Genomic DNA, 23,115 nt, shown 5'->3' with positions numbered 1-23,115 from the left:
TTACTTACCCCCTTTCTTTTTCTCACCGGTTAGTAACATCACGATAAACATGGCAATAATCAAAACCACCCCGATGGTTGAACCCATGCCCCAATTTTGAGTCACTAAGAAGTGTTCTTCAATCGCAGTCCCCAATGTGATTACCCGGTTACCACCAATTAACCGCGTCAACATGAAGAGGGATAAAGAAGGAATGAAGACTGCTTGAATTCCACTTTTAACCCCATTCATGGATAAAGGCAAGATGACTTTCCAAAAGGTCTGCGCACTATTAGCCCCTAAATCCTTGCTAGCAGAAAGCAAGGAAGGATTTAGCTCCTCTAGGGCATTAAAAATCGGAATAATCATAAAGGGTAACTCAATATACATCGCTACAATCAAAAAGCTAGCATCTGTAAATAAGAGCTGGTGCGGAGCAAGGCCAAAAAAGCCCAAGAAGCGGTTAATGCCCCCGTGAATTCCAAAGATGCCGATAAAAGCATAGGCCTTCAGTAAGAGGTTAATCCAGGTTGGAAGGATAACCAACAACAACCAAAGGTCTTTGTGCTTTAACTTTGTTAAGAAATAAGCGGTGGGGTAACTAATCGCTAAGGTGATAATCGTAATCAAAAAAGCATACCACACCGAATTAAAAGTCATCAGCAAATACTTGCCCGAAGCAAAGTAGGTCTGATAATTAGTTAAGGTAAAGTGACCCTGGGGATCTAAAAATGAGTAAAAGACAATTAACGCCACCGGCGCAAAAACAAAGAGTACCAACCATAAAAAATATGGGATGGCAAAGAGGGTCTGCATCTTCTTCATAACTAGCCCCCCTAATCTTCGTAACTTTCAAGCCGGGCATCGAAATCTTCTTCCGACTCATTGAAACGCATAACGTGAATGTCTTCTGGTTCAAAGTTTAAGCCGTATTCTTGTCCAGGAACTGCCTTATGGGTGGAATGAATCATCCACTCATTACCTGCTTCATCATAGCAGATAATTTCATAGTGAACTCCCCGGAAGAGTTGGGTATCGACTTTAACCTTGAGTTTACCCGCTTCCACGCTAGTCAAAGTCAAATCTTCTGGACGTAACACCACTTCCACGGGTTCGTTAGGACGCATCCCCCCATCAACACAGGCAAACTGGTGCCCGACAAATTCGACCAATTCGTCTGCAATCATGGTTCCATCAACAATGTTACTTTCCCCGATAAAGTCAGCCACATAGTGGTTAATCGGCTCGTCATAAATATCAACCGGTGTTCCACTTTGAACGATTGATCCGTTATTGAGGACGAAGATTTCATCGCTCATGGCCAAAGCTTCTTCCTGGTCATGGGTCACGAAGATAAAGGTGATTCCCAACCGCCGTTGCAATTCCCGCAATTCATACTGCATATCAGTTCTTAACTTATGGTCTAAAGCTGAAAGCGGCTCGTCTAATAGTAAAATCTTAGGTTCATTAACAATCGCTCTGGCAATCGCCACCCGTTGTTTTTGTCCCCCTGACATCTCATTAATCCCGCGCTTTTCGTAACCATCCAAGCGAACCATCTTCAAAGCTTCTTTTACCTTGGTTTCAATCTGTTCCTTAGGTAAATGCCGCATCTTCAATCCAAAGGCAATATTATCAAATACATTCATATGTGGGAACAAAGCATAGTCTTGGAAAACAGTATTAACTTGGCGCTTATTAGCCGGAACCTTGTTAATTCGTTTTCCCTCAAAGTAAATGTCTCCCTTAGTTGGCTCTGAAAAACCTGCGATCATGCGGAGAATCGTCGTCTTACCACACCCTGAAGGCCCCAGTAAGGTGTAAAACTTCCCCTCCTCGATGTCAAAACTGATATTTTTCAAAACTGGCACGTCGTCGTCATAAGACTTCATGACGTTATTAAATGAAATAATTGCTTGTTTCACAATCTAACCCCCTTGTTTTATAAGCCACCGCTGCGTGGCTTTTCACGTTTCTTAGTGCACGATATATTAGCACTCCTAGGATAATACACTATCTATAATTATTATGCTAGCATTTTTATTCAATTTACATTAAATAAACTTAAATAAAAAATGTCATTGAGATTACAAACCAACACTAATAAGAATGACCCCTACGTTGTGTTTTCAACGTAGAGGTCATTCTTATATTATTTGACAGTTGAAGCCATTCTAACTAATACAGTTAAATCCTTGGCTTCCAGGCTATAAACGCTATTACCAGCCTGCCACTTTAAGGTAGGTGCCTGTTGGCCACTAGAACTAGCTACACTAAAGCTACCAGATCCATAATTATCCGGAGCAGGTAAGTAATACTGCTCTAACAGTTCCACTACTTTGCGGGCAGTTGGTACCGGATCCTCACCATTGACTGCCACTGCGTGGACACCTAAAGACCAGCGACCTTCATTCCAGTGCAAGTACTTTTGACCTGCCCCGGAATCAATCGTCCCAATAATTCCATACCCCAGGTTAACCTTAGGTAGACCTTGGGTCATGGCTGTCGTTTGGTAATTGATCTCAGCCTGGGCTTCGCTAGCGGAACCATAGGTCTTCTTGGTAAAGACGGCATAATCGGTCACATCACGCAAACTATTAGCGTTAAAGTCTTGACCACTGGCAGCCTGGCTGTAGTGAATACTATAGTTGTTGCCATCACCTTCATACCAGACGTTTAACTTCTTACTTTCGTCGTTATAACCTGGATTATTAGGAAGCACAATCTCCTTACCTAAGTTATACTTTAGCAAGTAATTAAACTGGCCTAGCCGCTGCAAGTTTTGCGTTGCTGAAATCTGTACCTGACCAGAGTAGTCAGGTGCACTCGAACTAGTAGCTCTACTTTGAGCTTGACTACTACCTGTTTCACTACTGCTTTGACTAGAAACCGAACTTGAACTACTAGTAGAACTTGCTTTTTTAGTCTGTGCTTGCTTCTTTTGGCTCGTGGAAACCTTATCGCTGCTAGTAGCTTGCGTTTGATTCTCCGCTTGGTTACCACAGCCCGCTAACACTAAGGCTAAGGCTGCTAACGAAACTATCAACGTTTTTTTCATAGCCTTTTCCCCCAATCTTGACGTCGGGACATTTTTTAGTGGTACAAATCAAAACGTCCCTTGGCTAATAATTCCTTCAAACCACCAATATCAACTAAAGACTTGTTCATGATTGCCTTCTTAACAAAGGAAGCAGGGTACCCCTTGATTTTCTTAGTACCAACCACCCCAAAGGCGTGGGTGTTACCTACGGAAGCAACTGTCCCTAGTGACTTGAAGTCGAAGTCTTCTGTTGCTTCTCCCTTTAATTGGTGAGCTAAGTTAGTAGCTACGTGAGCTCCCATCCGGGTTGCGATTTGAGCAGTAGTTGGGAATGGCCGGTTAGAAGCTGAATCCATTAATGCGGAAACGTCCCCGATAATGTAAACATCATCATAATCTGGGGCAGTTAAGTTAGGCTTAACCATTACCCGACCCCGACGTTGTTCAAAGCCAGATTCACCGATAACAGGGCTACCACTGACACCAGTAGTCCAAACGATTGTAGCTGCTTCTACTACATGTTCTTCTGGATCATCTTTGCCCTTAGCGTAAACAACTTGCCCTGGACGGATTTCCTTAATCATGCAGCCCGTCATCAAGTTAACCCCTAATTTCTTAATTAGGTTAACCCCGTATTGAGCCATTTCATCATCAAACATTGGTAAAATCCGGGTAGCTGCTTCTACACAGATAATTTCGATTTCACTTTCATCTACGCCGGCAATTTGGGCATACTTCTTGCGTTCGTCAACGAAAGCCCCAGCTAATTCAATCCCGGTAAAACCAGCCCCACAGATAAGTAACTTGAGGTAGTTCTTATCCTTAGTTTCCTTGTATTTCTTCATCATGGCGATGATGTGTTGGTGAATTGCTTCGGCAGTATCAATGTCAACCATTTGCAAGGCATTTTCTTGGGCCCCTTTGATACCAAATGTTTCTGAGCAAAAACCTAGGGCAACAACCACGTAGTCATAGTGGAGACTACCATTCTTCTTAACTGATACCAACTTATTAGCTGGGTCAATCTTAGTAACTTCGTCTTGTAAGAAGGTAACCTTCTTGTCGTTTAAGACATCTCTAATCGGGTATGTAATCTTATCCTTTGGTTGAGAACCAGCAGCAACTTCGTGTAACTCAGTTGCTTCATAGTGATAGTCATTCATATCAACTAAAGTGATGTGGAAATCTCCACTTTCCTTTTGCAAATTACGAACAGTCTTTAAACCTGCATAACCTGCACCTAATACTAATACTTCCTTCATAGTCAGCACGAACTCCTTTACAATATAATTCCGATTAAGTAAGTCACTACTTGGGTTAAAGAACCCACTGCAAGAATCCTTACTCCACAGATAAACGTTTCCATTTTTACTTGTTTTTGCCACAACAACTTAGTTTGCTTGTAGATAAATGGAATCAATAGTAAACTCAGCAAAACTGTAGCTGGGGCAAGCCCCCATAAAAACTCTCCAATAATTGCTAATAAAGCTACGACATTGGCCCCGGCAAACAGCCATAGCCCACCCTTTAAGCCTATGTAATGGACCAGGGTGTAGCGGTGATTTTTTTCGTCTTCTTCCTTATCACACAGGTTATTGGCTAACATCAAATTAGCAATCCACAGTGTGTTAGGCAAGGCAATTAGCAAAATCCGCCCTAAATTCGCCCAGGTCCAAGCAAAATCTTGGTAGGTGTTGAGGTAGACACAGATTAAACTGATTACAAAGCCCATGGTAAACCCAGAGAAAAATTCACCTAGTGGCAGGCTCGATAACGGCCTAGGTCCAGCCGAATAAAGTAAGCCCACCAAGAAACAAAAGCCCCCCATAATCAACAGGGGCCAGCCTACTAGCCAGGCTAGCACTAACCCTATCAACAGTGAACTAATAAAAAAGCAAGCCATTATTGTTTTGACTTGGACTAAAGATAGGTGCTCACGGCCAATGATATTGGTATTTTGTTTGTAATCATGAACATCGACCGCCCGGTGATAATCATTATAGTTATCCCAAATGTCGACGAACATGTTAAATAAAAACATGGCCACAAAATACATGAGAACATAGGCAACATGGACCGTACCATAGTAGTAATAGCTAAAACAAAGACCAATTAAAAAGGGTAAAACACTGGCCGTCTTAGCTTTCATTTCGACCAATTCCAAAAAAACTGGGACAGTCATCTTCAAGTACCCTTCTCTCAATAAAACTTTTACATAATTATTATAAAGCAATCTCTTAAATTTGAAAAATATTTTGCCAAATTAAAATCGTTTACAATTTAATTTCTTAACTAGCTTTTAAGCTTTTAAACGGGTAGAATTAAACTTGTATCTAAACGTTAGTAAAGAGGTTTATTCATGTCATCATATTGGAAAACATACCCTGTTTTAGAAAAGCAAGTTGCGCTAGTTAAAAACCTAATCGAACAACGCGTCCAAGTTCGTAATCCAGAAATCTCCCAGGCGGTCGCCCAGCTAGCTCAGGCTGGGGGTAAGTACCTGCGTCCGGCCTTTTTCTTTTTATTTACCAACTTTGGCCCCAATCAAGACGAAGACCGGCTAACTAAAATCGCCGCTTCCCTAGAAATCTTACATATGGCGACCCTAATCCATGATGATATTATTGACGACTCCCCCTTACGGCGTGGCACGGTTTCTATCCAAGCTAAATTTGGGAAAAACATCGCCGTTTATACTGGTGACTTATTGTTTACCATTTTCTTTGACTTGACCTTAGAAACTATGAACGGTTCTCATTATATGCAGATTAACGCAGCCGCTATGAAAAAGATTTTACTAGGCGAACTAGACCAAATGCAGCTCCGCTATAACCAAACCCAGTCAATTCGCGATTACTTACGGTCAATCTCTGGTAAGACGGCCGAACTTTTTCGCCTGGCCAGTTTAGAAGGTGCCTACTTTAGTGGGGCTAGCCCCGAAGTGGTTCGCCGGGCCGGGCGAATCGGGCTTAATATCGGCCTAGCCTTCCAAATGCTAGACGATATCTTGGACTACAGCGCTAACCAGGCCGACTTCAATAAACCTGTCATCGAGGACCTAAATACTGGGGTCTATACACTTCCACTGCTCTTGGCCCTAAAAAAAGAGCCGGCAGCTTTTAAACCATACTTAGATAAACAAAACCAAATGGAGTTGGCAGATATGCAGGCCGTCGCTAACCTAGTCAGAACCTTAGGCGGAGTCGATGCTGCTCGTGAGGTCGCCCGCAAATTTACCCACAAAGCCTTGGTTGATATTGAGGGCCTACCTAAGTCTCAGACCAAAAAGCAACTTACTAAACTAACCAACCATTTACTTAAACGTAAAATCTAACTAAAAAAGTCACGCATGAATCTCCATGCGTGACTTTTAGTTTAAAGGCGCCCGTCATCAATCGCCTTTAGCTTTTGGTAGCGAGGACTGGTCTTAGCCAATTCTTCTGGACTACCTTCCATCTCTAGCTGACCATCCTCAATAAAGATTACTTTATCTACTTGTTCGATTCCCTTCAAATGGTGGGTAATCCAAATCAAGGTTTTGCCCTGTAACTGTTCCATAAAGGTCGTAATTAGGGCCTGCTCCGTTACTGGGTCTAGCCCAACTGTCGGCTCATCTAAGAGGACAATCGGGGTATCTTGAAGTAAGATCCTAGCTAGAGCCAAGCGGTGCCGTTCCCCGCCAGAAAAGCGGAGGCCGGCTTCATCGACCATTGTCTCTAAGCCTTTTGGTAAACTAGCTACCATCTTCTTAAGTCCAACCCGTTCAAGCACTGCCCACACATCCTCAGGGCTAGCATCCTCATTACCTAACCGGACGTTGTTAATTAAGGTCGTATTAAATAAATATGGCGCTTGCTGAATGACCCCAATATAATCAGCCATTTGTTCATTTAGGACACTGACATCCACACCGCCGAGGGTAATTTGGCCCTTGGTAGGCTTGAGGTCACCACGTAATAAGTTGGCTAAGGTACTCTTACCAGAACCACTCCGCCCTAAAATAGCCAGCTTTTGTCCCCGTTTAATCGTTAAGTTCAAATCAGTCAGCACTTCTTTTTGGTTTTTACCATACTGGAATGATAAGTCTTTAACGATCAAGTCATAAGGTGCTTGTGGCAACTCACTGACTTCTTTAGCCGCCCGTTGGTCTGGCAGTTTATTTAATCGTTCTAACGAGTCGGCATAAACATTGGTTTCCTGACTAGCAGCTGGTAGGCCGGCAAAAGCATCGACTAAAGGAAAGATGGCTAAAACAAAAGCTGCAATCCAATTGGCTGCGCCCCCGTGGTCACCAACAAACTGACCACTAGCCCATAGCAAGGTTACTAAGGCCATCCCCCCGTAGGTTAGCTCAAATAATAAGCCCCGCAAGTTATTGAATTTCCGTAGTTTAGCTTGAACGGCATACAAGTCGGCTTGAGCCTGTTCATGTAGTTCAACGTACTCTTGGCCCCGTTGACTAAAGATCCAATCTGAAATTCCCAAAACATTATCGGTGAGGTTAGTGTAGAGCTCGTTTTTTAGGACCTTCTCTTGCTTTTGGCGGGCCCCGTTAACTAGCACTGACCATAAAGGAAAGACAATGAGGATAATTCCAAAATAAAAGAGCATGACAAGCGCAAACCATAGTGAGTAAAAGCCTAAGGCAATCACTATGAAGATGTACAAGAGCCAGGCGATTACGGTCGGAAAAATCGTCCGTAAATAAAGGTTTTGGAGGTGGTTAATATCTTCGGCCAACAACCCCATTACATCCCCCAGGCTATAATCACGCTTGAAGAAAATCGCATCTTGCTCTAGGATGCGGTAAAGCTTCACCCGTAGGTTGGAGGTCATCTTTAAAACCCAGTTATGACTGGTTAGGCGTTCGACATAGCGAAATACTGGGCGGCCAATCCCAAAGGCCCGGGTAAGCACAATCGGAATGTAAACCAACAAAATATTGCTTGGATGTGAGGCCGACTTACTGATCAAATAGCCCGAATTAAACATCAATGCCCCCCCACAAAAGAAGGTGCAGAACCCTAAAAATAGGGCCAAATACAAGGTTTTCTTATATTGTTTCAAAAAGGGCTTCACCCATTTATCGCCTTGAAGTTGCTTAAATAACGCTACCTTATTCATTGACTCCACCCCCCATTTCATTTTTAAGCTGATAGAGGTAACCCTTTTTGGCTAATAACTCAGCATAAGGTCCCACTTCAACGACTTGACCTTCATTCAAAACTACCACCAAATCCATTTGATTTAACCAGTGGAGGCGGTGGGTCGCAAACAAGACCAAGCGGTTGGCCATTAGCGGCAACATTTTTTCCTTAAGTTCTAGTTCAGTTTCAATGTCTAGGTGAGCAGTTGGCTCGTCAAAAATCATTACCCGCCGCTGTTTATCCAAGAAGGCCCGGGCGAGCGCGATTCTTTGCGCCTGGCCCCCACTTAAAGCCCGGGCGCCATTTCCAATCTTAGTCTCTAACCCCTGGGGCAGTTCAGCTAAGAGCTCGTCTAAACCAACCACCTTAATAGCTTCAAGGATATCTGCTTCACTAGCATTAGGGGTATAGAAGGTCAAATTCTCCCGTAGGCTGCCCTCAAAGACATAGGGGTTTTGGGGAATATAGAGTAACTGCTTTTTCCAATCAGCTTGGTCGAAGTTAGCTACCTCTTGACCGGCCAATTTAATTTGACCCTCCTTAGCAGGCAAGAAGCCACTCAAAAGGTTGATTAAGGTTGATTTACCGGAACCACTCATCCCGATAATCCCCACCTTTTGGTAACCTTTAAACTTTAGGTTGGTCCCCGCTAGGATTTCCTTTTGACCGTAGGCCATCCCTACATTGTTTAGCTCTAGGACTGAATCCGCACTCCAAGTAGGCAATTTAACTTGCTCTTTTTTGATTTCCTCTTTAGTCAAGATAGTTTGAATGGCTTGCATGGCGTTTTTACCGTCAAGGGTCGCGTGGTAATCATTAGCAAAGTCACGCACCGGTAAAAAGTACTCCGGCGCTAGGATTAGAGCGGTTAGGGCTGGGAAAAGCTCCATCCGCCCGTCGATTAACCGCAATCCTAACAGGACAGCTACCACCGCGATTGACAGGGTCGTGAAGAAGTCTAACGCAAATGTAGATAGAATCGCAATCCTTAAGGTGCTCATCGTTGCCTTGCGGAAACTTTCACTGGTCCGGTAGATGCTTTGAGCGTAACGCTTGCTTAAACCAAAGAACTTGAGGGTATCAATCCCACGTAATGAATCTAAAAAATGGTTAGATAAACGTTGGTAGGATTCATACTGCCGGTCCGCCTTAGCCTTAGCCGTATAACCCAAGATAATCATAAAGATGATGATTAAGGGGAAAACAATCAGTAATACTAGCCCTGATTGCCAATCGAGATAAAAGACGAAGGCAAGGATAATCCATGGAATAATCGACATGTTGACCATCTTGTTTAAAATCAGGTGTAAGTAATTTTCCACCTGGCTAACCCCATCTAAGGCCATGGTAATTACGTTCCCGGTACCTTCTTCTTGAACAATTTGAGGTCCGAGCTTAAAGAGTTTGGTGAGCAACTGACGCCGTAATAAGCGCGCTTGCGTTGCAGCGTAACTATCTAGCCGTTCATCCTTGAAGTAATTGATTAGGTGCCGGCCTAAATAGCAGAGGACAAATAGCCCAATTGCCGGACCTTGTGTTGTTAAACTTTCACCCGACCATAGGCCGGTAATTGCACTACTCAAGTAGTAAGCTTGTCCGATAATAAAGAAAGCTTGCAAGACATCAAGCCCCGCAAGCAATCCCATTAATTTCTGAATACCCGACAAGCGCATAATCGCTTTATCGACCATTATTTTCCCCCGTTACAATGACTGGTTGCTTAATCCGTTTTCTAAAGATGTAGTATGCCCACACAGTGTAAGCTAATACAAATGGAACCAAGGTGATTGCAATGATTGACATCAATTTCAAAGTATATGGAGTTGATGAAGCATCTTTAATCAATAAGTCATACTTAGAACCAAGTGAGCTGATCATTACCCGTGGGAAGAGCCCTTGGAAGAGCAAGATTACCACGCTCACTAGGGAAAGACCACTAGCAATAAAAGCAGTCATTTCTTTACGCTTAAAGACAGCTAGGTGAGCAATCACTGTTAGTAAAACAATGACTACTAGAGTAATTAAGGTTGTAGCTGCATGAAGCTTAAAGAAGTCGGTCATAAAGAAGAGTAAGACCGCAAAGACTACCAAGCCTAGGTAAAGTACCCAGTATAAGAATTGGGCGTAGTTACGAGCCCGTTCTCTAACAGGACCTTCAGTTTTCAAACTAATGTAGTTCAAGCCGTGGAGGTAAGTCAAAAGTACTACGGCCACCCCACCAACGACAGAAAAGACGTTGATGTAGTCTGTAAAGGTAGCTGACATGTTGCCGTTAGCATCAATTGGCATTCCTTGGACCATACTAATAAACATAACCCCTAAGAAGAAAGGTACCATGCATGAACCAATACTTAAAGTCCAGTTCCAACGTTGCTTCTTTTCAACTGGAACCTTGTGTCTAAATTCAAAGGATACCCCCCGAATGATTAAACCAAAGAGAATAATCAATAAGATGAGGTAGTAGCCACTAAATAAAGTTGCATACCAGTATGGGAAGGAAGCAAACATTGCCCCCCCAGCAGTTAGTAACCACACTTCGTTACCATCCCAAACCGGTCCAATCGTCGCAACGATTTGGTCTTTTTCTTCTTCATTGTGAGCAAGTGACTGAACAGCCATCCCTACCCCGTAGTCGAAACCTTCTAGGAAGAAGAAACCTGAAAATAAGACGCCGATTAGTAAGAACCAAAAGAATTGTAAACCACTCATCTAAAACGCCCCCTTATCAAATGGATCAACTGAAGCATTAGTTACTGCCCGCAATTGTTCTTCTTCATATTCCGGCCCCTTCTTCAATTCTCTAACCACTAAGCCAATCATCGTGATTGCTAAGGAAGTAAAGAGCAAGAAGTAAACCGTGTTAGAAATTAGTAATGAGGTCACAGAAACATTTGGTGACACACTTTGTTGGATGGTAAATAAACCATAAACAGTCCATGGGTAACGACCAAATTCGGTAATCATCCACCCAAAAGTGTTAGCTAGGAATGGGGCAAAGGTTGTCAGACCCATAATCCATAGCATCCACTTCTTCTCATACAAGATTGGATTCTTCTTGCGTGTGAAGAAGAGTCCTAAAGCAGATACTAAGAACATCAAGACCCCGAAGGCCGCCATCAAACGGAAACTATAGAACAGCGTGTTAACCATTGGATAGTAGTTACGCTTACCATATTTAGCCGTTAATTCCTTATTAACGGTATCCATCCCTTTAACTGAACCGGATGGCTTGCCGTAAGAAAGGATACTTAACATGTAAGGAATCTTAACCCCAAAGACTTCTTCGTGTTTGGCTTCGTTAGCCCAAGCAACCACTGTCCAAGCAGCTGGGTCGCCAGAATCCTTGTAGTCACCTTCCATAGCGGCAAACTTCATTGGTTGGTCGTTAAGTAAGGCTTTCATTTGTAAGTCACCAATCCCCATTACGGAAATTGAACCGATTAATGAAATCACTAAGCCCAAACGCACTGATTTCTTGTAAAGGTTAGTAGTTGTAGCCGATAACTTGTCCTTCTTCAACAATCTAAAGGCAGCCAAACCAGCGACAATAATCCCACCCATGGTAATTGCCCCGGTAATTACGTGCCCATATTCATAGAAGAACTGTGAGTTAGTAATAAGTGCTAAAAAGTCGGTCATTTCGGCCCGGCCATGACGGATAGTGTATCCAACTGGGTGTTGCATGAAACTATTAGCGGCTAAAATCCACATTGCAGACAACATTGACCCTGCTACTACCAACCAAATAAAAGTTGCGTGTAGCTTCTTGCCGACCTTATCCCAAGTAAACATCCATAAACCTAAGAATGTTGATTCCATGAAGAAGGCTAACAATGCTTCAACAGCCAATGGTGCCCCAAAAATATCACCAACAAACCGTGAGTAATCAGACCAGTTCATCCCGAATTGGAATTCTTGGATAATCCCGGTCACAACCCCCACCGCAAAACTCAAGAGCATGATATTACCCCAGAACTTGGTTAATTTCTTATACTCTTCATTATTTGTTTTAACATAACAAAGTTCCATAATTGCGACTGCTAGAGCCGTACCGATTGTAAAAGGTACGAAGAAAAAGTGGAAAATAGTCGTCATCGCAAATTGGAAGCGTGCCAAAGTCACAATACTCATAGAAATCCCCTCCCGTTTTAATTTACATTCTTAAACGGTAACTAGGCTATAAATAAGCAAACAAGTGCACAGTTTCATCCTAGTTACCTTAAACCAAGCTAGATTTTAACATATCCTTAATTGTTGCGTCCAACTTAAAATTAAGTTGCACGTCACAAATTAGTCTACACTTGAAGTATACGCCTACATTTAAATTTTTCCAAAGATTTACTAAGAATTTTAAATTTTAGACAATTTTTTGTAGTTTTGCCAACTGCGCCAGTAATTTATAGCGCTGAATTTTCCCACTGGCAGTCCGGGGATAGTCGGTAACTAGATAGAATTCCTTGGGCACCTTATAGTGGGCCAGGAACTTACGACCATAGGTCACTAACTTTTCCCGGGAAATATCCTCTTTTAATTTTATAAACGCCACCGGCACCTGGCCCCACTTAGCATCTTCCTTAGCAGCAACCACTATCTCTGCCACCGCAGCCAGTTTAAGGTAACAATCCTCAATTTCCCGTGGGAAGATATTTTCTCCCCCGGAAATAATCATGTCACCCTTCCGCCCCTTTACATACAGGTAGCCATCTTGATCTAAACTCCCGATGTCTCCGGTTTTAAACCAACCGTCAACAAAGGTCCGCTGGTTTTTTAATGCCTGGTGATAGTAACCTGGGCTAATATTAGGACCTTTAAGCATAATCTCCCCGTCACTAGCGAATTTTAACTGGATGAAAAAGTGCGGTTTGCCCGCGGAACCGAGGTGGTTAGCAGCGTCATTAAAACTTAAGGCCACAACCTGAGACGCTGTTTCCGTCATCCCATAAGACTGAATTACCGGCCACCCTTGTGCCTGACATTTTTCTAAGCTAGGTTTATCAATTGGTCCCCCACCTAGTAAGAAGAAGCGAAAGGCTGGATTCAAACTAGATTGCCCCAGTGCTAGTAGTTGCTTTAACATGGTTGGCACCACTGAAATCGCGGTAATATCTGCTGCCACTAAATACCGCATTACCTCGTCAGCGTCAAACTTAGGTAACAGGGTCACCGTCATGCCATAAATCAGTGACCGCATCATAATTGACAGGCCACTAATATGAAATAAAGGCGCCACACATAGCCAGTTATCCTCAGTAGTTAAGCCAAGATTCAAGGCCGAACCCAACGCTGAGTAGAGGTGGTTATTATAGGTTTGGCAGACCCCTTTAGGCCGACCACTCGTCCCCGAGGTATACATAATCGTAGTGACTTCATCAGGCTTAAATTCTGCTAGGCCTTGGCAAGCTTCGCTAGTCTGGTTAGCAAGTTCACTAAAGCTTACCATCTCAAGCCCCGTTAGGTCTACCAACGCTAAGTCATCTTCGTAAATTAATAGTTCCACCTCAGCGTCTGCTAGCTGATATTGAAGTTCCGGCGCAGCTAGGCGTTTATTGAGAAGGACAATAACACAGCCTAGTTGTTGCAGCGCCAAGATTAAGCTGTAACCCGTCAAATTATTATTGGTCAACACCCCAACGTGCGTCCCCTTCTTGACAAGCTTTGCCAGTAAGCCCATCTGCTTAGAAACCAAGTCGCCCAATTCCCTGAAGGTGAGCTTAGTTTCTGGGGTGACCACTGCTAGTTTAGTGGGACTTAAAGCAATTCTTTTTTTGAGCCAGTTTTCCATTTATTTTAAGGAAACTTAGGGAATTGATCAAAGTCTGGTTCGCGCTTTTCATTAAAGGCATCGCGCCCTTCCTTACCTTCATCAGTAGTGTAAAAGAGCATGGTGGCATCCCCTGCAAATTGCTGTAAACCGGCCAAGCCGTCCGTATCTGCATTCATGGCCGCCTTAATAAAGCGGATTGCCGTTGGTGACTTCTTCAAAATTTCATGGCACCACTCTAAGGTAACTTTTTCCAAGTCTGCAAGTGGAACCACCTTATTAATCCAATTCATTTCATAGGCTTCTTGAGCCGTGTAGAAGTGGTTTAAGAACCATACTTCCTTAGCCCGCTTGTGCCCAATTACCCGTGCTAGGTAACCTGAACCGTAACCTGCATCAAAGCTTCCTACTTTAGGACCGGTTTGACCAAACTTAGCGTTGTCGGCAGCCAAGGTTAAGTCACAGACTAACTGTAAGATGTTACCGCCCCCGACGGACCAGCCTTTAACCATGGCAATCACTGGTTTAGGGATAATTCTAATTAGGTGTTGCAAATCTAAAACGTTTAGGCGGGCAATCTTATCTGGGCCAACGTAGCCCCCGTTTCCACGGACACTTTGGTCACCCCCGGATGAAAAGGCCTTATCGCCAGCCCCAGTTAAAATGATGACCCCAATCGAACTATCGTCGCGACAAATAGTAAAAGCGTCAATCATCTCTTGAACCGTTACCGGGGTGAAGGCGTTAAGTTTTTCCGGCCGGTTCATGGTAATCTTGGCAATCTTTCCTATCCGTTCAAAAATAATTTCAGAATAATCTTTGATTTTTTCCCAAGTTACATTTGACATTTATAATCCACATCCTTACAAAAATGTTATAATTGAACCGCTCTTATTATAACATTGTTAGCAATATATTTAAGGGGTGATACCATGAATTTATTAGAAGAATTAGAGATTAACCAAGAGTTGCTCTCTAAAACCGAGGTCCGCTTAACCATGCCCATCAAGCCTAAGCACCTCCAACCTTATGGCCTCCTTCATGGTGGTCTAAACGCCGTCTTGGCAGAAAGTGCCGCTAGCCTAGGGGCTAACCTCTACTGTCAACCTGACCAATTCCCCGTGGGACTCGACATTACGACCCACCATTTAAAGGCTGCTCAAGCTGGAAAAACACTCACCGTAATCGCAAGCCCCCTTTCGCTTGGACGAACAATTCATGTTTGGCAAGCAAAAACTTACCTCAATCAAACTGTAACCAGCTTTTCAACCATTACCTTAAAAATTAATAGAAAGTAGTTTTACCATGAATAAAAAAAGTACTAGTCGTCTAATAACCTTAAGCTTAATCTACCTAGCTTATATGCTGCTGTTCATCGACCGCTCCGTGTTAAATATCTCACTTGCCTATATCGGCAAAGACTTCCACCTAAGTCCCACCGCTTTAGGCAGCCTAGCCAGCGCCTTTTTCTTCAGCTATTCCCTCATGCAAATCCCGGGTGGCTGGCTAGTCGATAAACTAGGTAGTAAGAAAATGGTCGCCTTCACCCTAGGCTTGTGGTCACTACTCACCATTGCCACCGGGCTGGCCTGGTCTTTACTTTCCCTATTGATTATTAGGTTTGCCTTTGGCTTAGCCGAGGGTCCTTATCCAGCCGCAGCTTTAAAGCAAATTTCTGAAACCTATCCAAAGTCTAAACGCTCACAGGCTACCAGCATCACCCTGTCATCCAACTATGCCGGAGCAACCATCGCGCCCTTTTTAATTACCTTTGCCATCGGTCAGTGGTCCTGGCGGGGCGCCTTTTTTGCCTTAGGCTTACTGGGGCTTCTTATCCTAGGAAGTTACTGTTACTACGAACGGCCCTTTAGCCAAACATTTTCCATTTCAAGCGCACCTAAACAAAAGCTAAGCTTGAAGCAAGCCGACGCTAAAATCATCAGTTTCATCATTATCGGCCTGAGCCTTAATGTCGTGACCAAGGGGTTAGATACCTGGATGCCGACTTATTTGCTAGCCAAACGGCATTTAAACCTCAAAAATATCGCCTGGTTGGTCCCCCTACCTACAATTGCCGGTGGGATTGCGGCCTTAATCAGCGGCTTTTTACTAGTTCACCTCTTTAAAAACCAAGCTAAGCTCCTAATTGCCCTCAGCACCTTAGGAACATTAATTTTTATGTTTGGGATGTACCAAGCCACTGCTCTAACCTGGGTAATTGTCTGTGAAGTGCTGACCTTCTTCTTCAAAGCCCTAGCTTTCACAAGCTGCTTTGCTTACATTGCCCAAACGCCTAACCTCAAAAACTACGGTGCTTCGATTGGGTTAGTTAACTTCGGGGGACAACTAGGCGGCTTCCTCGCCCCTATCATGATTGGGGCAGTCGTCCAACTTAGCGGTGGCTCCTTTACTGCCGCCTTCTTCTGCCTAGTCTTATGGGCCCTACTGGCCTTCATCAGTAGCTTCTTTATTAAGAACTAATAAAAAACAATAGCCCTAGCTTGCAGACTCACCGCAAGCTAGGGCTATTATTCATTAAACTTAAATATTAGTTGCCAAGAAATTATAAAGCATGGCCTCTTTTTGAGGGGCTGGGTCTACTCCGAGGACCTCAGCAATTTTATAAGCATATGCCAAGGCGGTTGCAGGCCCCCGGCTAGTGATGATATGCTTGGACGAATCAACGACTACAATGTCTTCATGGTGCCGACCATTAGTTACGTCACTTGCAAATTCTTTTTCCATCTCTGGATAACAAGTATAATCACTGTCATTTAATAAACCGTACCTAGCAAAGGCCATAGGCGCTGCACACATGGCTGCATTCCACTTACCGGCTTGGTTCCGTTTTTGCATTAGCGCCATTAACTGGTCGCTGTTGCGCAAATTCTGAGCCCCTTGGTAACCACCGGGTAAGACCACCATGTCATAATCAAGGAGACTATCGTCTAAAACTTTATCGCAGGTCAACTTGATTTGGTGGGCACCTGTTACTGCTAGATCCTTTAACCCTACCATATCAACGTCTTGGCCTAGCCGCCGTAAGACATCGACTGGTGTTAAGGCTTCGATTTCTTCACAACCATCTGCAATCATAACTGCAATTTTCTTTGCCATTAAAATCCCTCCTGTAAATTAATTCAACTTTAATTCTAACACTAAGCAGTATAATGTTGACGTTTTTTGACTGTAGCTAAACTAGGGGTATCTGCTACCTCAACGATGATGCCGGCATGATCTGAGATGCGGGCTGAATCTTGGCCGTCGAAGCAAACACGACTAGAAAGCACCTCATTACTAGCGGTCGTTAAAATATAGTCGATTCTTTTTCCAACTTGACTATCTTCCCAACCATCAATCGCCCCACGAACTGTTAGCCCATCACCCTTAGCGACTGCTAATTCATAGGTATCCTGGAAGGATTGACAGATTTTTTGATAACTGCAATCATTTTGTTCAGCATCGACATTTAAGTCACCCATTAAATAGACTGGTTCTTTCAAATCAAAGTGACTCAACGCTTGTTGCCACTCCGCTTCAAAAATCTCGGCCTGCCAGCCATCAAAGTGTCCGGTAGCGATTGTTAGGTTACCGCTGCCAGCAAGCTTGGCTAGCAATAGCTTCCGCCGGCGGTAATCTTGATAACTCGCAAATTCTGGCTTAGCTACGATTACAGGAGCATGGACTGCTTGCAGTGGCTTCAAACTAAGCAGGGCGATACCTTCATCCAACTTATCATAACCAACGTGACTGGCCGTCCATGACCAAGCAAATTTTAACTTAACTCTCCTAAGCGCTCTTACTAATAAATAGGCAAAATTGTCCACCTTAACAGGTACATCACTTTCACTAGGAGGAACAAAACCACTGCCCAATAGCTCAGTCTGTGAAAGAAGTGGACTTTTCATTGACTGACTAGCCTCTTGTAGCGCAATGATTGTAACAGATTCCCTAACAACAAAATCAACTAACTCTTGAATCTGTTCATTGACTTCATACTCTAACAGTGAGTGACAATTTAACGTTAAGATTCGCATAGAATAAACCTCGTTTGCTTAGATTAATTTTTAGTGACAGACCTAACTTTGCCGACCCGCCACCTTAATTTGCCCGGCTATAATTTGCTGTTTGTATGATTGGATTAACTTCCAGGTACTTTTAGGCAAGCTAGTATTAACGATGTCCACCCCACGGTCGCTAAGATCATAATAGATTGTCTTGCCTCCAGGAAATTTCTTAGTCATCGCCTTGTTAGCCATATCTTTAACCGCAACATCAACCCGCTTTATAGTCGAGGCTAGGGTGACGTTACCACCGTCATACTCGCCCAGCTCGCTTTGATCTTGGTCAACTCCAATTACCCAAACCGTACGTCCAAGGTTCTTTCTTACCGCCTTGGCAGCAGTAAAGGCCCCTTCACCAGAACCGCCTGCTACAGTGTAAATAACATCAACTCCGTTATCATACATCGCTGCGGCCAAAGACTGGCCAATTCTAGGCTGGGAAAAAGTGCCCACGTACTTTTTATTAATCCTAATATTAGGGTCAACAGTATGTACTCCTTGAACAAAACCTTTGTAAAAGACAGCCATAACCAGACTATCGGTCCCCCCGATAAAGCCGACCTGCTTGGATTTACTAGTCTAAGCAGCGGCTACGCCTGCCAAAAAAGCTGCCTCGTTATCCCTAAATTGAACCGATGCCACATTAGGACGCTTAACTACGGTATCAATCATCACAAAGTTAGTATCCGGATACTTTTGGGAAGCTTTTTTAATCGCATCCGTTAAGCGGTAGCCAGTCGCAATAATCGTGTTATATCCCTTTTTGACCAACTTATCCATATTAGGGAAAAAGTCAGCATCGGAAAGGGACTGCGCATAGGTATAACCATTTGGTCCCTTAGCTACATGATGTTCCTTACCCCATTCTACTAACCCTTTCCAAGTCGCAGCGTTAAAGGAACCATCTTCGACACCGCCCCCGTCGGTAACCATAGCTACCGTTGGGATTTGCTTGTGATTGCGGTTATTTGAATAGACAACCCCAAACCAAAAAACCACTCCTAATAACACTAACCCAACAATTATTGTCACAATCTTTTTCACACAAAAACACCCCACCTTCCGAATTCGCTTACAGCCGAATACTTAACTTGATTATACTAAATAATCGGCCAAGTTTATAGAGAAAGGTGAGGATTTTCAACTCATTTACTTTAAGACTAACCTTAACGCATTGGCTACTGCCAACAAGGTTACCCCTACGTCAGCAAAAACAGCCACCCACATCGTCGTTAACCCAAATAAACCTAGTAGTAAGAACAAAGCCTTAATGATTAAGGCAAAGCTGATATTTTCCCATACAATCCGTTTAGTCTTACGTGCAATCAAAATTGCCTGGGTCAACGTTAGCAACTCATCGTTCATTAAGACAATGTCAGCTGCCTCGATAGCTGCATCCGACCCCAAGGCTCCCATCGCAATTCCGATGTCAGCTTGTTTTAAAACTGGGGTATCATTTAAGCCGTCGCCAACAAAGGCCAACTTCTCCGTTGGACTGAGCTGTTCTTTTAGCTTAGCCACTTCAGCAACCTTTGCTTGCGGAAGGAGCTCACTTTTGACGCCAATCCCCAACTCACTTGCCACCTTAGTTGCTACCTGCTGGTTATCTCCAGTCAGCATCAACTGCTGCTTAATGCCTAGTTGCTTCAAATTGGCTAAAGCTTGCTTGGTGGTCTTCTTCAATTCGTCAGCGACTAAGATTGCACCTAGGTAAACACCATCATATGCTAGGTAACAGACAGTGGCTTGGGGGGCAGCCACAGCTTGGTAGGCTATCTTTTGTTTTTCCATCAAGCAAGCATTACCCAAGAAAATCGTGTGGCCTTCATAAAGGGCCTTTACACCTAGACCTACCAGTTGTTCGACTTGATCGACTTTATAAGTGGCAATATTTCCCGGGAAATTAGCAACGATTGCCTGGGCAACAGGGTGAGGTGAATCCTTTTCCGCTAGCGCTGCTAGGGTGATTAGCTTTTCAGCTTGGTCCGGTTCAACCGGTAAAACTTGACTTACCTTAAATTTTCCCTCCGTTAGGGTGCCCGTTTTATCATAAACAATCGTTGTCACCTTGGTTAGGGCTTCTAGGTAATTACTGCCCTTAATCAGTACCCCTGCACGTGAAGCTGCTCCGATTCCACCGAAAAAGCCCAGGGGAATTGAGATTACCAAAGCACAGGGACAAGAAATTACCAAAAAAACACAGGCCCTATAAAGCCAAGTTTGGAATGGTCCCCCGCTAACTAAGGGGCCAAGGAGGGCCAAGACTAGGGCTAATAGCACCACTACCGGAGTATAACGCTTGGCAAACCGGCGGATGAAGTTTTCAGTCTGAGCCTTTTGCTGACTGCTGTTTTGGACTAGGTCCAACAACTTGGAAACCGTACTCTGACCAAAACTCTTAGTAACCCGCAGTTCGATACTGCTAGATAGTACCACCATCCCGCTTAAAACTTCTTGCCCTACAGTTACTGGTCTTGGCTTAGACTCCCCTGTCAAGGCAGCGGTATCGAGGTAAGCTGTTCCCTGGGTAACAATCCCATCTAGGGGGATTCGTTCACCTGGTAAGACTGAAATTACTTGGCCAACCTTTACCTGGGCAGGATCAATCTGCTCACTTTGACCCGCCAGTCTCGCAAAGTCAGGTCGCAAGTCTAGTAAAGACGTAATCGCCCGTTGCGACTTGGCAACCGCTCGTTCCTGAAAAAACTCTCCCAACCGGTAGAAAATCATCACGGCGCAGGCTTCTGGGTATTGCTTAATCAAAAGCGCCCCCAATGTTGCTAGCGTCATTAGGAAATTTTCGTCAAACCAATCTCCCTGCCAAATATTTTTAGCGGCCGTTACGATAATTTGAAACCCGGCTACTAAATAAGCCCCTATGTAAACAATGACTGCCAACTGCGTGTCCCCAAGACAAAACCGCGCTAACACCACTAAGAGCAGGCTTAAGCCAATCTGACTTAAATCAAGTCGTTCCTCTTTAGTTAATTGCTCGAATGTTAGTACCATTTTTAGCCCCCCTTTACCTAAACTTATGAACACATGCTCATATATCTAACTAAAGTATAACACCGCTTGCAGGTAAGTCAATAGTCTTATTTGCGCCTAGAAATTTTTTGACGTAAAATTAGTTTAATCACTAATTTAGAAAGGTTTAATCTAAATCATATGGAAAAAAGCAACCACTTCTTGCCAACCGATGAAGAAACCGAACGGAGTGTAGAAATCTTTAAAGCCTTTGGCGATCAGACCCGCTACCGCATTTTATACTTACTCTTCAATAAGACGCTCTCGGTCACAGAAATTGCCACAGCTATCGGTCTTTCACAATCTGCTATCTCCCACCAATTAAAAATCTTACGCCAAACTGGTCTTGTTAAAGGCATTCGCGCTGGTCAAAAAGTCAACTACCAGCTAGCCGATGAGCACATCATCATGATTTTTAGGCAAGTTAAAGAACACATCAGTGAAGATTAGTTATTTGTTTTACTAAATTTATCCTCCTATAATTAAGTTGTAAGCACTTTAATTATGGGAGGTATTTTTATGCAAATTGGTTTTATTGGTACCGGAGTAATGGGTAACGCTATTTCCCAAAATTTGATTAAAGCCGGTCACAACCTAACCGTCTACAATCGGACTAAGGCCAAGACCGATAACCTGGTCGCCCTCGGAGCTAAGTGGGCTGCCAGCCCTAAGGAAGTTGCAACTAGAAGCGACCTGGTTTTTACTATGGTCGGAATGCCTAGCGATGTAGAAAATGTCTACTTTAGTGACGATGGAGTCTTTGCTGGCCTAGCCACGGGTAAAATTGCAGTCGACTTAACTACTAGCAAGCCAAAATTAGCGGCTAAACTCTATGCTGCAGGCAAAAAATTAGGGATTGAAGTCTTAGATGCGCCTGTTTCCGGTGGAGACGTGGGAGCCAAAAATGCCACCCTAACTATTATGGTTGGGGGCGCTGAGGCAACCTTCACTAAGGTTGAACCAATTTTCAACCAAATTGGTCAAGCAGTTAACTACTTCGGTCCCGCCGGCAGCGGACAACACACCAAGATGGCTAACCAAATCATGATTGCTGGCACCATGACCGGCTTAACTGAAATGTTGCTGTATGCTAAAAAAGCTGGCCTCGACCCTAAGAAGGTTCTCGAAACGGTCTCCAAAGGCTCAGCGGCTAACTGGAGCTTATCCAACTACGGTCCGCGGATTTTAGCCGGCGACTTCAAACCGGGATTTTTCTCCCGTCATTTCTTAAAGGATTTAAGAATTGCACTTGAAGAATCCGCAGCAATGAACCTTGATTTACCAGCCACTAAGGAAGCCAAACGCCTCTACCAAGTAATGGTTGATGATTGCAAGCTTGGCGACCAAGGAACACAAGGGTTAATTAATAGCTACAATTAAAGCTAATAAGGCCACCAACTAGCGCTGCTAGAGGTGACCTTTTAGTTTGCTCCTGCTAAGAAGAACACTTACTTTCCTTTTTGACCCGCTGCCATGGCCTGCTTGTTCTTGACTTAGATTCATCTTAGTCATCAAGATTTTGATGACGGCCTGACGGTCATTGGTTAGGGCAACCAGGTCCGGGATTAACTTGAGGATTAACTTGATAATCGCTTCGTCAGTTCCTTCCTTGCGTCCTTCCTCACGACCTACCTTTTTACCACGACGTTCACCAATCTTAATACCTGCTTTTTTCCTTCTTTTCGACCTTCGTTTCTGGCGTCCTGCCAAAATGCTCCTGTTAGTTCCATATACTTGCGCCCTCCTGTCTTACTGTGCTTAATTTCATCAATCTTATCCATAATTTGCGCTCCTAACTGGCCAAATGACGCCGGCTGCCTCAATACTAACTGAAAAATTCCTTTGAGTTCATCACTGACGCCTTCACAATCACCACTGGCGTTTAAAATCAAGGTGTGGGTCCCATCATTTAAGTAATCTCCTTCTTCAAAAATCATCTGATAGTGCCCAACCGCTCGTTGTTGCTCAGTAATAAGGGGGTTAAAGGGACACAAGAAGATAACGTAGGTCTCCTTTAAACTTTGGTAGTTCTCACCGGCTGTTAACATGTGGTTGGTCATCAAGGCGTGATAATACTTAGCCCGTTGAGCGACGTTG

General features: G+C 43.8%; 20 protein-coding genes and 1 pseudogene. 5 read left to right on the top strand and 16 right to left on the bottom strand.

Going from position 1 to position 23,115, the window contains the following annotated elements:
* From FC14_RS01975 to FC14_RS01955, 5 genes are all read right to left on the bottom strand, one after another.
* Positions 1 to 804, bottom strand: a complete 804-nt coding sequence (locus tag FC14_RS01975) for an ABC transporter permease (protein WP_056976112.1) — start codon at positions 802 to 804, stop codon at positions 1 to 3.
* Positions 805 to 815: 11 nt separating this feature from the next.
* The gene (locus tag FC14_RS01970; protein WP_050611387.1) at positions 816 to 1,904 is read right to left on the bottom strand and encodes an ABC transporter ATP-binding protein; all 1,089 of its coding nucleotides are present in this window, start codon (positions 1,902 to 1,904) and stop codon (positions 816 to 818) included.
* Positions 1,905 to 2,131: 227 nt separating this feature from the next.
* On the bottom strand, positions 2,132 to 3,037 hold the full coding sequence (locus FC14_RS01965) for a hypothetical protein (protein WP_056976110.1): 906 nt from the start codon (positions 3,035 to 3,037) through the stop codon (positions 2,132 to 2,134).
* A gap of 35 nt (positions 3,038 to 3,072) precedes the next feature.
* Positions 3,073 to 4,281 carry an NAD(P)/FAD-dependent oxidoreductase gene (locus FC14_RS01960; protein ID WP_056976108.1) on the bottom strand — a complete coding sequence of 403 codons (1,209 nt, stop codon included), beginning with the start codon at positions 4,279 to 4,281 and terminating at the stop codon, positions 3,073 to 3,075.
* 17 nt (positions 4,282 to 4,298) lie between these two features.
* On the bottom strand, positions 4,299 to 5,201 hold the full coding sequence (locus FC14_RS01955; protein WP_056976106.1) for a prenyltransferase: 903 nt from the start codon (positions 5,199 to 5,201) through the stop codon (positions 4,299 to 4,301).
* Between the two features lie 177 nt (positions 5,202 to 5,378).
* Between FC14_RS01955 and FC14_RS01950 the strand changes: the two genes are divergently transcribed.
* Positions 5,379 to 6,353 (top strand): polyprenyl synthetase family protein, encoded by a 975-nt coding sequence (locus FC14_RS01950; RefSeq protein ID WP_056976105.1) that lies wholly within the window; start codon positions 5,379 to 5,381, stop codon positions 6,351 to 6,353.
* Between the two features lie 41 nt (positions 6,354 to 6,394).
* Here the strand turns inward: FC14_RS01950 and cydC are convergent, their stop codons facing one another.
* The 6 genes from cydC to menB all read right to left on the bottom strand — a co-directional run bounded on the left by cydC (position 6,395) and on the right by menB (position 14,775).
* Positions 6,395 to 8,143: a thiol reductant ABC exporter subunit CydC gene (gene cydC / locus FC14_RS01945; RefSeq protein ID WP_056976103.1), complete on the bottom strand. Its 1,749-nt coding sequence runs from the start codon at positions 8,141 to 8,143 to the stop codon at positions 6,395 to 6,397.
* Positions 8,136 to 9,857 (bottom strand): thiol reductant ABC exporter subunit CydD, encoded by a 1,722-nt coding sequence (gene cydD / locus FC14_RS01940; RefSeq protein WP_056976101.1) that lies wholly within the window; start codon positions 9,855 to 9,857, stop codon positions 8,136 to 8,138. Before cydD ends, cydC begins: the two co-directional genes overlap by 8 nt.
* A complete protein-coding gene (cydB, locus tag FC14_RS01935) occupies positions 9,847 to 10,875 on the bottom strand; it encodes a cytochrome d ubiquinol oxidase subunit II (protein WP_056976100.1) in 1,029 nt (342 codons plus the stop codon). The genes cydD and cydB overlap by 11 nt, the downstream gene beginning before the upstream one ends.
* The gene (locus FC14_RS01930; protein WP_050611395.1) at positions 10,876 to 12,297 is read right to left on the bottom strand and encodes a cytochrome ubiquinol oxidase subunit I; all 1,422 of its coding nucleotides are present in this window, start codon (positions 12,295 to 12,297) and stop codon (positions 10,876 to 10,878) included.
* A gap of 226 nt (positions 12,298 to 12,523) precedes the next feature.
* Complete coding sequence (locus FC14_RS01925; RefSeq protein ID WP_056976098.1) at positions 12,524 to 13,948, bottom strand: o-succinylbenzoate--CoA ligase; 1,425 nt, start codon at positions 13,946 to 13,948, stop codon at positions 12,524 to 12,526.
* 5 nt (positions 13,949 to 13,953) lie between these two features.
* Positions 13,954 to 14,775: a 1,4-dihydroxy-2-naphthoyl-CoA synthase gene (gene menB / locus FC14_RS01920; RefSeq protein ID WP_056976095.1), complete on the bottom strand. Its 822-nt coding sequence runs from the start codon at positions 14,773 to 14,775 to the stop codon at positions 13,954 to 13,956.
* Between the two features lie 84 nt (positions 14,776 to 14,859).
* Between menB and FC14_RS01915 the strand changes: the two genes are divergently transcribed.
* Together FC14_RS01915 and FC14_RS01910 are read left to right on the top strand one after the other, a co-directional pair.
* On the top strand, positions 14,860 to 15,225 hold the full coding sequence (locus FC14_RS01915) for a PaaI family thioesterase (protein ID WP_056976086.1): 366 nt from the start codon (positions 14,860 to 14,862) through the stop codon (positions 15,223 to 15,225).
* A 7-nt stretch (positions 15,226 to 15,232) separates the two neighbouring features.
* Positions 15,233 to 16,408, top strand: coding sequence for an MFS transporter (locus FC14_RS01910; RefSeq protein WP_056976084.1), 1,176 nt, complete (start codon positions 15,233 to 15,235; stop codon positions 16,406 to 16,408).
* A gap of 60 nt (positions 16,409 to 16,468) precedes the next feature.
* Here FC14_RS01910 and FC14_RS01905 read toward each other — a convergent pair whose 3' ends face one another.
* The 4 genes and pseudogenes from FC14_RS01905 to FC14_RS01890 all read right to left on the bottom strand — a co-directional run bounded on the left by FC14_RS01905 (position 16,469) and on the right by FC14_RS01890 (position 21,000).
* On the bottom strand, positions 16,469 to 17,044 hold the full coding sequence (locus FC14_RS01905) for a DJ-1 family glyoxalase III (protein ID WP_056976082.1): 576 nt from the start codon (positions 17,042 to 17,044) through the stop codon (positions 16,469 to 16,471).
* A 41-nt stretch (positions 17,045 to 17,085) separates the two neighbouring features.
* Entirely contained in the window at positions 17,086 to 17,964 is an 879-nt protein-coding gene (locus tag FC14_RS01900; RefSeq protein WP_056976080.1) for an endonuclease/exonuclease/phosphatase family protein, read from the bottom strand.
* Positions 17,965 to 18,006: 42 nt separating this feature from the next.
* Positions 18,007 to 18,924 (bottom strand): annotated as a pseudogene (locus FC14_RS01895) (BMP family lipoprotein).
* A gap of 216 nt (positions 18,925 to 19,140) precedes the next feature.
* Positions 19,141 to 21,000, bottom strand: a complete 1,860-nt coding sequence (locus tag FC14_RS01890; RefSeq protein WP_056976078.1) for a heavy metal translocating P-type ATPase — start codon at positions 20,998 to 21,000, stop codon at positions 19,141 to 19,143.
* Positions 21,001 to 21,159: 159 nt separating this feature from the next.
* Between FC14_RS01890 and FC14_RS01885 the strand changes: the two genes are divergently transcribed.
* Both FC14_RS01885 and FC14_RS01880 read left to right on the top strand, forming a co-directional pair.
* The gene (locus FC14_RS01885; RefSeq protein ID WP_050611404.1) at positions 21,160 to 21,468 is read left to right on the top strand and encodes an ArsR/SmtB family transcription factor; all 309 of its coding nucleotides are present in this window, start codon (positions 21,160 to 21,162) and stop codon (positions 21,466 to 21,468) included.
* Between the two features lie 69 nt (positions 21,469 to 21,537).
* Positions 21,538 to 22,398, top strand: coding sequence for an NAD(P)-dependent oxidoreductase (locus FC14_RS01880; protein WP_056976076.1), 861 nt, complete (start codon positions 21,538 to 21,540; stop codon positions 22,396 to 22,398).
* Positions 22,399 to 22,646: 248 nt separating this feature from the next.
* Here the strand turns inward: FC14_RS01880 and FC14_RS01875 are convergent.
* Positions 22,647 to 23,115: nuclease/transposase family protein (locus FC14_RS01875; RefSeq protein WP_478211994.1), on the bottom strand; the 469-nt coding region annotated here is incomplete at its 5' end.

Origin of the sequence: Ligilactobacillus agilis DSM 20509 (assembly GCF_001436215.1) — a bacterium.
GTDB lineage: Bacteria > Bacillota > Bacilli > Lactobacillales > Lactobacillaceae > Ligilactobacillus > Ligilactobacillus agilis.
The sequence above is the reverse complement of the archived record's forward strand: the minus strand, read 5'-3'. Positions and strand labels throughout refer to the sequence as shown.

Bases quoted from the DNA above. Each gene is read 5' to 3' on its own strand.
- FC14_RS01975 (WP_056976112.1), bottom strand. From the start codon at position 804: ATGAAGAAGATGCAGACCCTCTTTGCCATCCCATATTTTTTATGGTTG.
- FC14_RS01965 (WP_056976110.1), bottom strand. From the start codon at position 3,037: ATGAAAAAAACGTTGATAGTTTCGTTAGCAGCCTTAGCCTTAGTGTTA.
- FC14_RS01960 (WP_056976108.1), bottom strand. From the start codon at position 4,281: ATGAAGGAAGTATTAGTATTAGGTGCAGGTTATGCAGGTTTAAAGACT.
- FC14_RS01955 (WP_056976106.1), bottom strand. From the start codon at position 5,201: ATGACTGTCCCAGTTTTTTTGGAATTGGTCGAAATGAAAGCTAAGACG.
- FC14_RS01950 (WP_056976105.1), top strand. From the start codon at position 5,379: ATGTCATCATATTGGAAAACATACCCTGTTTTAGAAAAGCAAGTTGCG.
- cydC (WP_056976103.1), bottom strand. From the start codon at position 8,143: ATGAATAAGGTAGCGTTATTTAAGCAACTTCAAGGCGATAAATGGGTG.
- cydD (WP_056976101.1), bottom strand. From the start codon at position 9,857: ATGGTCGATAAAGCGATTATGCGCTTGTCGGGTATTCAGAAATTAATG.
- cydB (WP_056976100.1), bottom strand. From the start codon at position 10,875: ATGAGTGGTTTACAATTCTTTTGGTTCTTACTAATCGGCGTCTTATTT.
- FC14_RS01930 (WP_050611395.1), bottom strand. From the start codon at position 12,297: ATGAGTATTGTGACTTTGGCACGCTTCCAATTTGCGATGACGACTATT.
- FC14_RS01925 (WP_056976098.1), bottom strand. From the start codon at position 13,948: ATGGAAAACTGGCTCAAAAAAAGAATTGCTTTAAGTCCCACTAAACTA.
- menB (WP_056976095.1), bottom strand. From the start codon at position 14,775: ATGTCAAATGTAACTTGGGAAAAAATCAAAGATTATTCTGAAATTATT.
- FC14_RS01915 (WP_056976086.1), top strand. From the start codon at position 14,860: ATGAATTTATTAGAAGAATTAGAGATTAACCAAGAGTTGCTCTCTAAA.
- FC14_RS01910 (WP_056976084.1), top strand. From the start codon at position 15,233: ATGAATAAAAAAAGTACTAGTCGTCTAATAACCTTAAGCTTAATCTAC.
- FC14_RS01905 (WP_056976082.1), bottom strand. From the start codon at position 17,044: ATGGCAAAGAAAATTGCAGTTATGATTGCAGATGGTTGTGAAGAAATC.
- FC14_RS01900 (WP_056976080.1), bottom strand. From the start codon at position 17,964: ATGCGAATCTTAACGTTAAATTGTCACTCACTGTTAGAGTATGAAGTC.
- FC14_RS01890 (WP_056976078.1), bottom strand. From the start codon at position 21,000: ATGGTACTAACATTCGAGCAATTAACTAAAGAGGAACGACTTGATTTA.
- FC14_RS01885 (WP_050611404.1), top strand. From the start codon at position 21,160: ATGGAAAAAAGCAACCACTTCTTGCCAACCGATGAAGAAACCGAACGG.
- FC14_RS01880 (WP_056976076.1), top strand. From the start codon at position 21,538: ATGCAAATTGGTTTTATTGGTACCGGAGTAATGGGTAACGCTATTTCC.